We start from the raw sequence: 14,589 nt of genomic DNA, 5'->3' as shown, positions 1-14,589 counted from the left end.
GCCATCGCGCCCGGAGGTCCTATCTTCATACCGCGGGGCATGGCGAACCCTCACGGAATCGCCTAGCGCGACGAACGGCCGCAGCCCTTTTCCAACGGGTGAATGAGCTGCCGGCCGCGGCCTGCCCGTGCTCCGGAAGGCCCGCAGGCACAACCTGAAGTACCCGCCCCCGGGGGCCGCCGAAAGCGGCACCTGTTCGGCCGCGGCCTCCCAGGTTCGGTCGGCGGCGGGCGCCCGGGGTCAATAGTCCCACTGGGCGCCGATACCGACCGACGTGTTTCCATCCGCACCCGTGGCGCCCTGCAGGCGGATGTTCTTGGTCACGTCCACATCCACGGTGACCTGGCTGGAATTGGGCGTCGTGCCCTGGCGCACGCCCATGTAGATGCGGTCATTGATGCGCCGGCCAAGGCCCACCTGCCCGCCGGTGCCGGCGGCGTTGGTGCCCACGTCCAGGCTGTCCACCCCGAGCGAGCGGCGCATCTGCTCCAGCACCCCGCCGCCGCCCGAGAACTGGGCGATGGTCTGGGCGATCTGCAGGCTCTGCGCCGCCGTGAGCGAGCCGGCGTTACGGCCGAACAGCAGGCGCGCCAGCACCTCGTCCTGCGGCAGGGTGGGCTCGGAGGTGAAAGTGATCTCGGGCTGCGAGGCCGGCCCCGTCACCAGGATGCGGGCGGTGATGTCGTTGGCTGTCGTCTCGGCGATGAAGTCGAGGTCGGGGTCGGTGCTGCCCGTAAAGGTGATCTTGCCGCGGGTGAAGTTCAGGCGCTTGCCGAGGATGTCGAAGCGCCCGCGCCGCATGTCGAAGCCACCCTGGGTGACGGGGGCGCGGCTGGTGCCGCTCACGCGCAGCTCGCCGCCCAGCTCCGCCTCCATGCCCATGCCGCGCACGAAGATGTTGTTGCGCGCCGCCACCGTCAGGTCGAGCGTGATGCCGCCGCTTCCCCCGCCGCCGCGCTCGCGCTTGGGTGCCGGGGGGGTGGCTCGGGCCGCGTCGCGCCCGCGCGCATCGTTCACATGGCGCACGTTCAGCGCCTGCACGCCGCCCGCCCGGTGCTCCGCGATATTCACGTCCATGGCGCGGATGTCGACCCGGCCCGTAAGATGAGGATCATTGGTGAACTGCCCCTCCACCGCGATGCGCCCCTCGGTGACGAGGCGGATCATCTCGCTGTTCACGAGGCCGGCATTCTGCATGGTCACCTCGATGCGGCCGGGGAAGTTGGCCGCCGGGTCGAGGCCCACCGAGCCGCGCGCGGAAATGCTGCCGCCGTTGGGCGTGCGGGCGGTGAGGGAATTGACCGTCACCGAACGCTCGGTGCCGGCGATCACGCCCTCGATGCGGTCGAGGGTGATGCCGTTGGCGCCGTCATTGTAGCGCGCGCCGGAGATGCGCACCGTGCCGCCGGCGCGTGGCGCCGCGGCGGTGCCGCGCACGGTGGCGTCGATCGCCGCGTTGCCGGTGAGCTGGCTACCCATGGCGGCGAGGGAGGCGTTGGCGATGCGAAGATCCACCCCGCCGCGCACCGCGAGGTCGAGATCGCCGGCCCCGAGCGGCGCCGAGCCGGTGATGGCGAAGTTCGACAGATGGTTGCCGGTGATGGTGGTGCGCGTGGTCACCCGCCCCCCACCCAGCGCCCCGGCAGTCCGGATATCGAAGGGGCCGGCGCCGGCCTTGGCGAGATCCGGTGTCGAAAGGCGCGAGACCTGGATGTCGTAAGGCCCCTCCGGCCGGTCGGCGGAGCCGCGCACCCGCGCGGTGCCGCTCACGGTGCCGGCGAGGCCGAGCCCGGGCGCCGCCAGCTCCGCCACCGCCAGCGGCAGGGCGTGCACGTCCACATTGAGGTCGAGGCTGGAGCCCGCGCGGCCGGAGACGGTGAGCACGCCGCCCCGGCTCGCCAGCGCCAGCCGGTCGATGGCGACCGCGCCGTCGGCGATGGTGATGTTCGCCGGAGCCGAGGTGGCGAGCGTGGTGCCGCCGCGGGCAACACTGAGGCGGTCGAGCCGCACGCGGGAAATTGCGTCCTGGTAGGCGACCTGTGCCGCGGCGGCCACATTGGCCCCGTTCACCTGGGCATCGAGGGTGAGGGCGCTGCCCTGCCCTGCCCGGCGCGCCTGCAGGCTCGCGCGCGGAATGGAAACGCCCGCCTCCACATTGGTGAGGCTCACGGTGCCGTCCAGCACCGGCTGGCCGGCGGGGTCCGCCACGTTGAGGTTGACGCGCGCGGCGCCCACGCTCTGGCCGGCGGCGCGCACGTTGTCGGCGGTAGCGTTCACGGCCACCGTCTGGCGCCCGGCAGCGGTGCCGAGTTCCACCTTGGCGTCGAGCCGGCCGGCGAGTTCCGTCAGCGCCAGGGCCGAAAGGTCCGCGAGGTTGCCGGCCGCGACCGCGAGCTGCCCGGCGAGGAGGCCATCCGCCCCGCGCGCGAGATCGCCGCGCGCCGTGACCGAGCCGATGGCGAGATCGAGCCCATCGAGCCGCGCCGCCCCCTGGTCGCCCAGCGCGAAGGCGCCGCCGCCGGTGGCCGGCTTGCCGGCGATGCGCCCGTCGAGCGTGAAGCGGCCCGAGGGCAGAGCGGTGAGATCGCGGGCCTCCAGCCCAAGGGCCAGGCCCTCGATCTTCTGCCCCATGGCGGCGCCCTCGGGCACGGCGAGGCGCGCCGTCACCGCCAGTGCGTCAAGGCTGCCGGAGAAGGCGGCGGAACCGTCCAGCCGGCCGGTGAGACGCGGCTCCACCCGCTTCAGGTCGTCGAGGATGAGGTTCGCCTTCAGGTCCGCGAGCCGGCGCGAGAGGGTGCCGTCCACCTTCAGGTCGAGCCCGGTTGCCGCCAGCGTCAGCCCTTCCACGGTGAAGGCGTCGGCGCCCGCGCGCGCGAGGGTGCCGACGAGCCGGCTGGTGGCGCCGAACAGGCCGTCCACGGCAGCGATGCCGGTGCGGATGTTCTCGGTACCGCCAGCGAGCTTCAGCGTGAGGCGATCGTAGCCGTCCGCGCCCGTCACGTCCGCTTCGAGCCGGGCGGTGCCGGCGAGCGGGCGCCCGGCGAGGGGGCCGAAAGCTGCGAGGTCCAGCCGCTCCAGCCGGAAGGTGCCGCGGGCCGCATCGGCGCTGGCGGTGCCGGAGAAGCGGGCCGACAGCGCCGCGAGCTGGGCCGTAAAGCCGGTCAGCGCCACATCGCCAGCCGCCGGCTTCACGGCCGTGGCGGTGATGCGCGCAGTGTCGCCGAGAGCGCCGCGCACCTTGGCGTCGGCGGCGGTAAGGCCGGACGCGGTGGCATCGAGAGCAATATTCAGCGCGCCACTGTCGGGCGCGGTCTTCACCTCGGCCGCGAGCGCGCCGGCGCCATAGCCGGCGCCAGAGAGGCCGGCGGCATCGAGACGGGCCGAAAGGGCGGGCGTGGCCAGCAGGCCCTTGAGTCCGCCCTCGAGCTTCACCGATTTCCAGCCGACGCCCGGCGCCAGCTTCTGGAAGCGGTCCGCATCTCCCGCCACGGCGCTGAAGGCCAGGTCGGTGGAGGCGCCCTCGGCATCCACCCTGCCCTTGGCGGCGACGCCGAAGCCGGTGGCGCGCACGGTGAGGGTCTCCACCTCCACCGGGCCGGCGGCTTCCACGAGCGCGGTGGCGGAAATCTCGGTGCGCTCCTCCAGAAGAGGAGCCACGGCCGGCGGCAGCAGCTTCGAGACGTCGGCGTCGAGCGCGACATTGACGCGATGGCCACTGCCCACCGCGCGCACTCCGGCGGCGCCCGTCACCTGCGCCACGTCGCCGGCGGAAAGGGAGAGCCGGCCGTCCCAGGCGTCGATGGGCCCCTTGCCGCTCACGCGCGCGTCCAGGGGCGGCAGCCCCTCCATGCCGGCGGCGCGGGCGACGAGGCCCCCGGCCGGCTCGCTGGCAGCGATGTCCACATCGAGGATGCGGTTGTCCGGCGTGTAATGCACCCGGCCCTTCACAGTGCCCGGCGCATCCCTGCGCTCGACGGCGAAATCGGCCGCAAGGCCCTTGCCCGCCGCCATCAGGTCGGCCGAGGCGGTGAGCGAGAGCTGCGCCGCATGGCCGAGCACAGGCGCGCCGAGGGAGATGTCCTCCACCGCCAGCCGGCCGAGCCGCACCGGCATCATGAAGGAGGAACCGCCGGACGCCGGCTTAGTGGGCGTGCTCTTGGCCGGCGCGCTCTGGGTGGGCGGCAGCTCGGGCAGGCGCTCCACCGCGATGCGGCGCGCCTCCAGCGCCTCCACGTTCACCACGCCGGACAGCAGGGAGAGCGGATGCCAGGAGAGGCGCAGCGCCTCCACTTCCGCCACCGGCCCCTTGCCATCCGCCACCGCGACGCGGCCGATGCTCATATCCCACGGCACGCCGCCGCGGATGTCGGTGATGGACACCGTGAGCCCGGAGACGGAGGCGAGCGAAGAGGCCACGCGGGCGAGCAGCGTCTTGCCCGGCCCGGTCTGCAGCCCCCCGAACAGGGCGATGAGGATCACCGCCACGGCGGCCAGGGCATAGCCGGCGCCACGCAGGAGAAGGGAGGATATGCCGCGCGCCGCCATCAGAACGCCTGCCCCAAGCTGACATAGACGCCGTACGAGCCGTCGTCGGGTCCCGGATTGAGCGGAATGGCGAGATCGAGCCGCAGCGGCCCGATGGCCGTGTAGTAGCGCAGGCCGATGCCGGCGGAATATTTCATCTGGCTGAAGTCGGGATATTCGGTGGCGTAGGCCGAGCCCATGTCGAGGAAGGGCACGATGCCGATGGTGTCGGTGATGCGCACGCGCATCTCGGCCGACGCCTCGAAGAAGGAGAGGCCGCCGATGATGACGCCGCGCGCGTTGCGCGGGCTCGCGGACTGGTAGTCGTAGCCGCGCAGGGAGCCGCCGCCGCCCACGTAGAAGCGCCGCTGGGCGGGCACGTCCTGGAGATCGGCGCCGACGTAGCCGCCGGTGGAGACCCGCCCGGCAATGATGTAGCGCTTCTCCTCGTCGAAGGCGTGGTAGGCGGAAAGGGTGGCCTTGGCCATCACCGGCCCGGCGCCGCTCTCGCCCAGGTAGGCGAAGGGCTCCACGGTGGCCGCGAAGCGCATGCCACGTGAGGGGTCGAGCGAGGAATCGGTGCTGTCGAAGTTGAAGTCCACGGGCACGCCGAGGATGAAATAGTCGCCCTTGGTGTCGGCGTCCTGGACGTTGGAATCCTCGAAATCGATACCCACCTGGGCCGAGAACTGGTCGTTGAACCGGCGCCGGATGCCGGTGACGAGGGTGACGCCCTCGCGCACATAGGCGTTCGTCACCTCGCGCAGCACCGCCGCCTCGGCCACAAGATCGTCGGCGGAGGTGATGATGCCGGGCTTGGTGAAGGTGGCGGCGAGCCGGTAGCCGAACGGGTCCGCATCCGGCACCGCCTCGGACTTCTGGCCGAACCAGGAGACGCTGGAATCGAGGCGCAGGGTCTCGCCCCCGCCGAACAGGTTGCGATGGCCCCAATAGGCGTTCAGCGAGGAACCGTCGGTGTTGGAATACTTCGCTGAGAAACCGAAGAAGCGCGGCGCCCGCGGCGTCACCTCGATGGTGATGGGCAGCGCGCCCCGCGCGTTCAGGTGGTCCGCCTCGCGGATGCGCACGCCGGATATGGCGTCGATCTTGGAGAGCCGCCGGCGCAGCGCCGCGAGGCGCTCCGGCGAGAAGGGCTCGCCGGGCCGGATCTCGATGCGGTCCTCGATGAAGCCGGGCGGCAGGAAGTCCGCCCCCGTCACCGTGAAGTCGCCGAAGGTGGCCTGTCGGCCGAGGGAAACCAGCAGCGTCACGTTGAGGCGGTTGTCGGCATGGTCCGCCACCACCTGCTTGTCAGCCACCTTGGCGAAGGGGTAGCCGGCGTCACGCCAGTGATTGGACAAGGTGGCCTCGGCCCCGACGATGGCGTCGGCGCGCGCGGGCTGGCCGGGCTCCAGGCGCAGCAGGCGCAGGGAGGGCGCATCCGCGAGCGGCTGCCGCGTGGCGGCGTCGAGGATGCGCACGGTGCCGAAGGTGAAGGGGGGGCCGGGGTCCACCACGATCTTCACCGGCACCGGGCCGCGCGCGCGGCTCGCCTCCACGATGTCGAAGATGTTGGGCGTGTCCAGGCGGTTGCCGGAGATGGTGATCTCCATGGTGCCGCCGTAATAGCCGTTGGCATAGAGCGCGGCGATGATGCGCTCGCGGTCGGCCGTCACCCGACGTACGAGGCCGGCGGCGCCGGCGGGCGGGCGCGACTTCAGGCTCTCCAGGTTAGAGGCGTCGAGCACCGCGCTGCGCACGCTGCGGTCGGCGTTCACCACCTCGATGTCGATGGTGTAGGGCACGGCGTCGATGGCGGGGCCGTCCTCGGCCGTCTCGCGATTCGGATTGAAGAAGTTGATGATGGGGTCGAACAGGCCGCCCTCGTCGGCCTTCGCCGGCAGCACCCCGAGCGCCGTCATCACCGCGGCCAGGGCCACCGGGCGCAGACGGAAGGTACCAGAAGATCTCGCCGGGTTCGCCATTTCCGCTCGTGTCGAAGTCCACTCGTGTCTAACAAACGATCCCCGCCCTGCGAAGGCGGATTATCAAGCCCCCCGGGGCGGGCAGATCGCCGGTTCCCGCAGGGCACGCTACGTGCAGTCCGTAAATTTCGCCTTAGGGTAGCCGCTTCCTCCGTTCACCTCCTATTCGCCGCTCACGCGGCAGGTCCAGCATCTTGTCGCCGCACGGCGCGCCAGCCGGCGCCCTTCGGGGCGTATCCCCGGCACAAAATTGGCCAGAGCTGGAGCACCCACGCGAAACCACAGCGTGCCCGGAATCACTCGCGGGAGGCGCTTTCGGCGTCGCCGACCAGCCGCGCAGCCACACGCGCGCAGCGCCGCCAGAAGGCCGCCACCATGGAGCCGATTCCCGCAGACCCGCCACCCGGCGCAGGCGCGCCCGGTACCGCGGCATCCGCCGGGCCGGGCAGCCCGTCGGCCACGTGCCTGCGCCAATAGTCGGCCATCCGGCCCAGAGGGGGCACCGGCCGCGTCTCCGCCGGCTCCAGCCCGAACGGGCCGAGCAGGCGGATGCGGTCGTCATGGTCGGCAATGGCGCGCACCACGAGGTCGGCCCCCATGATGGCATGGGTGAGCGCGTCGACGCCCGGCGTGACGCAATACCACACGCCCTTCGGCCCTTCCTGGATCAGCGGCATCCGGCGGCGGGCCTGCGAAAGGACAAGACCGCGCGCCTCTTCGCCGGGCACCTCCTGGATGCCGGGAGCGACGGCGGCGCCGTGGCGGCGCAGGATGCGGGCGGCGGCGGCGCGCCCGGCCACCCGCGTCGCCGTCTCGGCAGCGAGGGAGAGGCGCTCCCCATCCCAGTGCCAGCGCAGGCCCGTGCCCCCCACCTCCTCCGCAAGTCCTGGAAAGGCGGCATCGGCGCCCGCCACATGGAAGCGGCCGCAGACCCAGGGCGTGGGCACCAGGCTCGGCGCCAGCTCCGGCGCCACGCGGCTCAGGGCCGCGCCGCCGCTGAACACCACATGGAACGCCCGCACCCGCACCCCCGGCGCGGTCACATATTTGCGCAGCCCGTGCACATCGGCCGAGAGCGCCTGGGTGGCGGGCATGATGGCGAGCTCGCCTTCCGCCGCCGCGGCCGCCAGCACCGCGCGGAAGGCGGCGGCGTCCAGCCGGTGCGCGGGCGCGAGGCCGAGCGCGGCCGTGAAGGCCGTCGTGCCCAGCAGGCCGGCCACGTCGGCGGTGCCGAGCAGCACGCTCGAATCAGGCGCCAGCCCCTGGAGCGCCTCATGCTCGGCGGCGAGCTGCCCGGCCGCGTGGGCCCGCGCCACCTTCAGCCGCCCCTTGGGGCCGATGGCGAGGCCCGCTTCCTGCGCCAGCAGCACCCCGCGCTGCGCGGCCTCCACGGAAAGGGCAAGGAGCTCCGCCGCATCGACGGCGCCCACCTGCGCCACCAGATCACGGGCCGGAAGGGCGAACCCCGGCGAAAGCGACGCATCGAGGCCGAGCGCCGGCGCCTCACCGGGGGTCGGGAAAAGCACCACCTCCTGGCCGCGCGCAGCAAGGTCGCAGGCGATGAGAAGGCCCGCGGCATCGTCCCCCACCACGCACACATCGCAGTCGCGGGTGGGGGTGAGGGCAGCGTCCCGCGCGGGCGCTGCGGCCGGCTGAGGGGTGTTTCTGGTCGTGGGTCCTGTCATGTCATGGCATCCGTCATGTCATGGCACCCGCTGCGGCGCCTTGCGGAATCGAGCGGCACGGGCGGAGGCCCCGCCGAAGGGGAGCCCGCTCGGGCAAGTCTGCCCCAAATCTGCGCCGACAGCTTTGAAAATACGTTTCCGCCGCGACGAAAAGCCCTGGCATGGCCGTGAGATACCGCCCGGCGGCGGGCGCGACGCGGCGGCGCGTCAGCGTGCGGGTTGCGATGCGGCATCGAGCCCGGCATAAGGGGCCCGTCTTGAAGCAGCCTGGTCATCTCATGCGCCGTCTCATCCTGCTGCGTCACGTGAAGTCCGACTGGCCCAACGGCGTGGCGGACCAGGAACGCCCGCTGGCCCCGCGCGGCCGCGGCGCAGCGCCCCGCCTGGGGGCCTACATGGCCCAGCAGGGGCTCACCGCCGACCGCGTGCTCGTCTCCCCCGCCCGCCGCACCCGCGAGACCTGGGAACTGGTGTGCGGGCAGATGCCGCCGGTGCCCACCGTGGCGAGCGAGCCACGCATCTACGAGGCCAGCGCCGCCCGCCTGCTCTCCGTGGTGCGCGAGCAGCCCCGGCAGATCCACACCCTCATGCTGGTGGGCCACAATCCCGGCATGGAGGAGCTGGCGGCGAGCCTCATTGCCAGCGGCGCCGCGCCCGATCTCCAGCGCCTGTCGGAGAAATTCCCCACCGGGGGGCTGGCCGTCATCGACCTGCCGGTGGACGACTGGAGCGCCGCCACCCCGGCCAGCGGCCGCCTCGACCGATTCATCGTCCCACGCGACCTGATGGGAGGCGCCTGAGCCGATGGCGCCCTTCACCCGAGCCGTCGAGGACGCACGCATCGCGCTCGCGACCCTGGCCGACCGGGTTGAGGGCCTCGCCCACCCCACGCTGCGGCTCGGCGTCACCGGCCTGTCGCGGGCGGGCAAGACCATCTTCACCACCGCGCTGGTGCACGCGCTCATCCGGGGCGGGCGGCTGCCGGTGTTCGAGGCCCTGCAATCGGGCCGCATCGCCCGTGCCGAGCTGGAGCCCCAGCCGGACGACGCGGTGCCGCGCTTCGCCTACGAGGCCCATCTCGCCACCCTGGCCGGCGCGCGGGAATGGCCCGCCTCCACCACGCGGGTCAGCGAGCTGCGCCTCTCCATCCGCTACGCCACCCAGCGCGGGGCCGCGCGCACCCTTACCCTCGACATCGTGGACTATCCCGGCGAGTGGCTGCTGGACCTGCCGCTGCTCGACATGAGCTACGCCGATTTCGCCCGCCAGAGCCTGGAGCTCGCCCGCGCGCCGGCCCGCGCGGCGGTGGCGGGGCCGTTCCTGGCGGCGGTGACGGCGCGCCGCGCCGACGCGCCAGCCGAGGAGAGCGACGCGCGCGAGCTGGCCACCCTCTTCACCGCCTATCTGTCCGCCTGCCGCTCCGAGAAGCTGGCCATGAGCCTGCTGCCGCCCGGCCGCTTCCTGATGCCCGGCGACCTCGAGGGCTCGCCCGCCCTCACCTTCGCGCCCATCGACCCGCCGGGCGTGGGCGCGCCCCTGCCGGGTTCGCTCGCGGCCATGATGGAGCGGCGGTTCGAGGCCTATAAGAACGCGGTGGTGCGCCCCTTCTTCCGCAATCACTTCGCCCGGCTCGACCGCCAGATCGTGCTGGTGGACGCGCTTTCCGCCCTCAATGCCGGCCCCGCGGCGCTGGCCGACCTGGAGCGGGCGCTGGACGGCATCCTCGCCGCCTTCCGCACCGGGCGGAACAGCCTCATCAGCGCCCTGTTCCGGCCGCGCATCGACAAGGTTCTGTTCGCCGCCACCAAGGCCGACCACCTGCACCATTCGAGCCACGACCGGCTGGAGGCCATTCTTGCCCGCTTGGTGGAGCGGGCGCGCGGGCGGGCACACGAGCATGGCGCGCGGCTGGACGTGGTGGCGCTGGCCGCCATCCGTGCCACCCGCGAGGCCCGCGTGCGCCGCAACGGCGACGAGCTCGACGCCATCGTGGGCACCCCGGAGCGGGGCCAGGAGGCGGGCGGCCACCTCTTCGACGGGGAGGAGGAGGTGGCGGTGTTCCCCGGCGACCTGCCGGCCGATCCGGACGCTTTGTTCGATCCCTCCGGTGCCGGCTTCCGAGGCCTCGCCAGCGCCCATGTGGACGAGGCGGATTTCCGCTTCCTGCGGTTCCGCCCGCCGGCCGGCATTGGCGCGGCCGCGGCCATTCCCCATATTCGCCTCGACCGGGCGCTCGAATTCCTGCTGGGCGACCGGCTGGCGTGAGGCCCACCACGCATGCGGTCCGCATCGAGGCGGGGACCCGCAGGGAGAGGACATGACCGACGACCGCGTGAGCCCGCAGCGCCCCCCGCGCCGGCCGCAGGTGTTCAAGCTCGACGACAAGGACAGCGACATCGCCCTCGCCCCGCCGGAGCCCGCGCCCGAGGCGGACCTGCCGGTGCCCATGCGGAATGAAACCACCCGGCGCTCCCGCTTCGGCATGTCGCTCGGCGGACTGTTCTGGACCGCGGCGGGGGGCGTGGCGAGCCTCGCGCTCTATGTGGGCCTGAGCCGGCTGGTGAGCGATCTCTACGCCCAGTCGCCGGTGCTCGGCTATGTGGGGCTGGGCCTCTCGGCGGCGCTGGTGGCGGCGGGCGTCGCCGTGCTGGCGCGCGAGGGCCTCGGCCTTGCCCGCCTCGCCCATCTCGACAAGGTGCGCGAGAAAGCCGCCGACGCCCTTGCCCAGGACGACCGCGCCCTGGCCGAGGCGGTGGCCCGCGACATGCTCCGCGTCACCGCCGCCGAGCCCACCCTCGCCCGCGCGCGGGAGGAGCTTCAGGGCCACCTCGGCGGCATCATCGACGGCGCGGACCTCATTCGCCTCACCGAGCGCACGCTGCTGCCGGCCCTCGATGCCCGCGCCCGGCAGATGGTCTCGGAGGCGGCCAAGAACGTATCGGTGGTCACGGCGGTGTCGCCGCGGGCGCTGGTGGACCTCGCCTTCGTGCTCTACACGGCGGTCTCGCTGATGCGGCGGCTGGCGCAGCTCTACGGCGGGCGGCCCGGCGCCCTCGGCATGGTGCGGCTGGTGCGCCACGTCCTCGGCCACCTGGCCATCACCGGCGGCATGGCGGCGGGCGACACGCTGGTGCAGCAGATCATCGGCCAGGGCCTCGCCGCGCGCCTTTCCGCCAAGCTGGGCGAAGGCGTGGTGAACGGCCTGCTCACGGCGCGACTGGGCCTCGCCGCCATCGCCGTCACGCGGCCCCTGCCCTTCACCGCCCTGCCGGCGCCGCGCCTCGCGGATGTGGCCACCGGCCTGCTGCGCAAGGCGGAAGAGGAGTGAGGCCGAAGGGCCCCTGAGCATGGCTGACGGGTCCCTGGTCCGTCCGCATCGCGCTTGTGCGATGCCCGCCGCGTTCAGTCAGAACACCGGGGCGCCTCATGCCGGCAGCAGATGGGCCGGCGGCGCGGCGAGCCGGTAGCGCAGCGGGCGGTTGCGCGCCAAGGTTTCCGCCGTGGGCCAGCCCACCACCACCGACAGCAGCGCGATGATCCCCGCCGTGCTCCACTGCCCCTGGGCCAGGGTGAACCCCACCACCGCGGCGAGCCCGAACGCCGCCACGATGCCGAGGACCACCATGAGCCACCACCGCGGCGCGCCGTAGCCGCCCCGGCATTCCACCGTCGCGCCCGCCTGCACCAGCGCGGCATGGAGCGCGCGGACGAAGCGGGCATATTCCGGCCCCTGATCCTGCACCGCCGTGAGCGAGGTGCGCGAGGCGGAGGCGGCGACGAGACGCGAGCCTTCCCGGCCGATGATCTCCGCCTCGAAGGTGGCGCTCGCGAACTTGGCCGGCAGGAAGCGCAAGGTGAGGCGCGCGACATCGGCGAGCCGCAGGCGCCCCTCGCGCGGGCCCACCAGCCACTCGAGCGCATCCTCCCCCAAGGCGAGCCGGACGCCGGCGCCGCCCAGGCGGGGGTGATAGGAATAGGTCAGGGCTTCGGTCGGTTGGGGCATGGTACCTCGCTGCGGCGCCTGTGTCGGCGAAGCCGGGGCCGCGCGCAAGGCCGTTCTCGCCGCGGGCCGGCAGCGCGCGACATCGGCGAGCCGCAGGCGCCCCTCGCGCGGGCCCACCAGCCACTCGAGCGCATCCCCCCCCAAGGCGAGCCGGACGCCGGCGCCGCCCAGGCGGGGGTGATAGGAATAGGTCAGGGCTTCGGTCGGTTGGGGCATGGTACCTCGCTGCGGCGCCTGTGTCGGCGAAGCCGGGGCCGCGCGCAAGGCCGTTCTCGCCGCGGGCCGGCAGCGCGCGACATACAGGCGCCCGGCGCTGACCCACACCCGCGCATCGTCCGGCGAGACGCCGGGCCGTCAAAACGCACCGCCGCAAAAGAAAGCGCCGCGCCCCCTGGGGGACGCGGCGCAATCATCCCGATCCGACCCGCAGAGCCGGAGCGCTCAGGAGCGCTCCCGCACGTAGCGGCCCGGCGCGTCCTCGATGGGGGTGAGGCGGCCGCCGCCCACCTCGCGGGCGGGCACCTCGTCCGGGTGCCAGGAGGAGAACCAGTTGAGCCAGTCGGGCCACCAGGACCCCTTGTGCTCCTGGGCGCCTTCCAGCCACAGGTCGAAGTCCGGCCCGATGGGGCCGTCGGACCAGTACTGGTACTTGTTCTTCGCGGGCGGGTTCACCACGCCGGCGATGTGGCCGGAGCCCGAGAGCACGTAGCGCACGGGGCCCGAGAGCAGGTTTGCGCCCACATAGACCGATTTCGGCGGCGCGATATGGTCTTCCCGCGTCGCCAGCGAATAGACGGGCACCTGCACCTTGTGCATGTCCAGCCGCACGCCCGCCAGCTCCGCCTTGCCCTTGGCGATGTTGTTGGTGAGGTAGCAGTTGCGCAGGTAGTAGGAATGGTTCGCCGCCGGCATGCGCGTGGAATCCGCGTTCCAGTAAAGCAGATCGAACGGGAATGGCGACTTGCCCTTCATGTAGTTGTTCACCACATAAGGCCAGATGAGATCATTGGAGCGCAGCATGTTGAAGGCGGTCGCCATCTTGCTGCCTTCCAGGTATCCCATCTTCTTCATCTTGCGTTCCATCGCCGCAAGCTGCTCCTCATCCACGAACACCTTCAGATCGCCCGCATGGGTAAAGTCGATCTGCGTGGTGAGGAAGGTGGAGGAGGCGATGCGGTCGTCGCCGGTCTCGGCCATGTAGGCGAGGGTGGCGGCGAGCAGGGTGCCGCCCACGCAATAGCCCACCGTGTGCACCCGCCGCTCGCCGGAGGCGATGGCGACCGTGTCGAGCGCGGCCATGATGCCGTCGCGCATGTAGTCGTCGAAGCCCTTGGCGGCGAGCCGCGCGTCGGGGTTCACCCAGGAAATGGTGAAGACCGTGATGCCGTGGTCCACCAGCCACTTGATGAGCGACTTCTCGAGGGTGAGATCGAGGATATAGAACTTGTTGATCCAGGGCGGCACGATCAGCACGGGCGTCTTCTTCACGCTGTCCGTGGTCGGCGCATACTGGATGAGCTGCATCAGCTCGTTCTCGTAGACCACCTTGCCGGGGGTGAGCGCGAGATTGCGCCCCACCTCGAAGGCGTTCATGTCGGTCTGGCGGATCTTCAGCGTGCCGCCGCCCTCGGTGAGGTCCTCCGCGAGGTTGCGCATGCCCTTCACGAGGTTCTCGCCGGAGGAGGAGAGCGTCTCGCGGATCAGCTCCGGATTGGTGAGCACGAAGTTGGAGGGCGAGACCGCGTTGGAGATCTGCTTCACCAGGAACTCGGCCTTGTGGCGCACATGGGGGTCGAGGCCCTCGGCCTCGCTCACCATGTCGTTGGCCCAGTTGGAGGTGACCAGATAGGCCTGCTTCAGGGCGTCGAAGATGGGGCTTTCCTGCCAGCCCTCGTCCTTGAAGCGAGAGTCCCTCGGATCGGGGGCAGCCACCGGCTCGGTCTTCTCGCCGGCGAGCTTCTTCATGGTGCCGGCCCAGACCGAGAGATAACCACCCATCAGGCGCGTCTGGGCCTCCACGGCGCGCTGGGGATCGGTCATCCAGTATTCGGCCACGTGGCCCACGGTCTTCAGCGCATCGGCGATGTCGTCCGCGAGATCGTCGGTGCGGCCCGCCTCGCGCGGGGCGAGATAGGCCGCCACCGCCTTGCCGCTCTCTTCCACCAGCTGGGCGAGATTGTGGGCGAAGGTCTCCACGTTGAGGCTCTTGGGCTCCTCCGCCGCCGGGGCCGCGGGTTTGGCGGGAACGGCCGCGGGTGCGGCCGCTGGCGCACCCTGGAGCGGCTGCGCGGGGGCGCCCCCATTCGGCTCCGGCTGCGGGGCGGACGGGGCGGCGGAAGTGGTCATGTCACGCTCCTTGGGGCTGCATCCCTGAATTGCAACCGTTGGGTGA

The 14,589-nt window shown here is 72.1% G+C and carries 8 protein-coding genes; 3 read left to right on the top strand and 5 right to left on the bottom strand.

The genetic code is table 11. From position 1 onward, the window contains the following. Positions 1-240: 240 nt before the first annotated feature. The 3 genes from V5F61_RS02535 to V5F61_RS02525 form a co-directional block, all read right to left on the bottom strand. The gene (locus V5F61_RS02535; RefSeq protein ID WP_393987189.1) at positions 241-4,545 is read right to left on the bottom strand and encodes a translocation/assembly module TamB domain-containing protein; all 4,305 of its coding nucleotides are present in this window, start codon (positions 4,543-4,545) and stop codon (positions 241-243) included. Then, positions 4,545-6,509, bottom strand: a complete 1,965-nt coding sequence (locus V5F61_RS02530) for an autotransporter assembly complex protein TamA (protein WP_393987188.1) — start codon at positions 6,507-6,509, stop codon at positions 4,545-4,547. The genes V5F61_RS02535 and V5F61_RS02530 overlap by 1 nt, the downstream gene beginning before the upstream one ends. Positions 6,510-6,805: 296 nt before the next feature. Continuing rightward, positions 6,806-8,194: an FAD-binding oxidoreductase/lyase gene (locus V5F61_RS02525; protein WP_393987187.1), complete on the bottom strand. Its 1,389-nt coding sequence runs from the start codon at positions 8,192-8,194 to the stop codon at positions 6,806-6,808. 278 nt (positions 8,195-8,472) lie between these two features. On the opposite strand from V5F61_RS02525, the gene V5F61_RS02520 reads away from it, so the two are divergent. From V5F61_RS02520 to V5F61_RS02510, 3 genes are read left to right on the top strand one after another with little or no spacing between them, the layout of a single operon-like run. Further along, complete coding sequence (locus V5F61_RS02520) at positions 8,473-8,994, top strand: SixA phosphatase family protein (RefSeq protein WP_393987450.1); 522 nt, start codon at positions 8,473-8,475, stop codon at positions 8,992-8,994. A 4-nt stretch (positions 8,995-8,998) separates the two neighbouring features. Further along, positions 8,999-10,459: a YcjX family GTP-binding protein gene (locus V5F61_RS02515; protein WP_393987186.1), complete on the top strand. Its 1,461-nt coding sequence runs from the start codon at positions 8,999-9,001 to the stop codon at positions 10,457-10,459. A 52-nt stretch (positions 10,460-10,511) separates the two neighbouring features. Further along, the gene (locus V5F61_RS02510) at positions 10,512-11,522 is read left to right on the top strand and encodes a YcjF family protein (RefSeq protein WP_393987185.1); all 1,011 of its coding nucleotides are present in this window, start codon (positions 10,512-10,514) and stop codon (positions 11,520-11,522) included. Positions 11,523-11,618: 96 nt separating this feature from the next. Here V5F61_RS02510 and V5F61_RS02505 read toward each other — a convergent pair whose 3' ends face one another. Next, on the bottom strand, positions 11,619-12,197 hold the full coding sequence (locus V5F61_RS02505; RefSeq protein ID WP_393987184.1) for a hypothetical protein: 579 nt from the start codon (positions 12,195-12,197) through the stop codon (positions 11,619-11,621). Positions 12,198-12,638: 441 nt separating this feature from the next. After that, on the bottom strand, positions 12,639-14,543 hold the full coding sequence (phaC, locus tag V5F61_RS02500; protein ID WP_393987183.1) for a class I poly(R)-hydroxyalkanoic acid synthase: 1,905 nt from the start codon (positions 14,541-14,543) through the stop codon (positions 12,639-12,641). Positions 14,544-14,589 lie beyond the last annotated feature (46 nt).

This window comes from Xanthobacter sediminis (assembly GCF_043195015.1).
GTDB lineage: Bacteria > Pseudomonadota > Alphaproteobacteria > Rhizobiales > Xanthobacteraceae > Xanthobacter.
The sequence above is the reverse complement of the archived record's forward strand: the minus strand, read 5'-3'. Positions and strand labels throughout refer to the sequence as shown.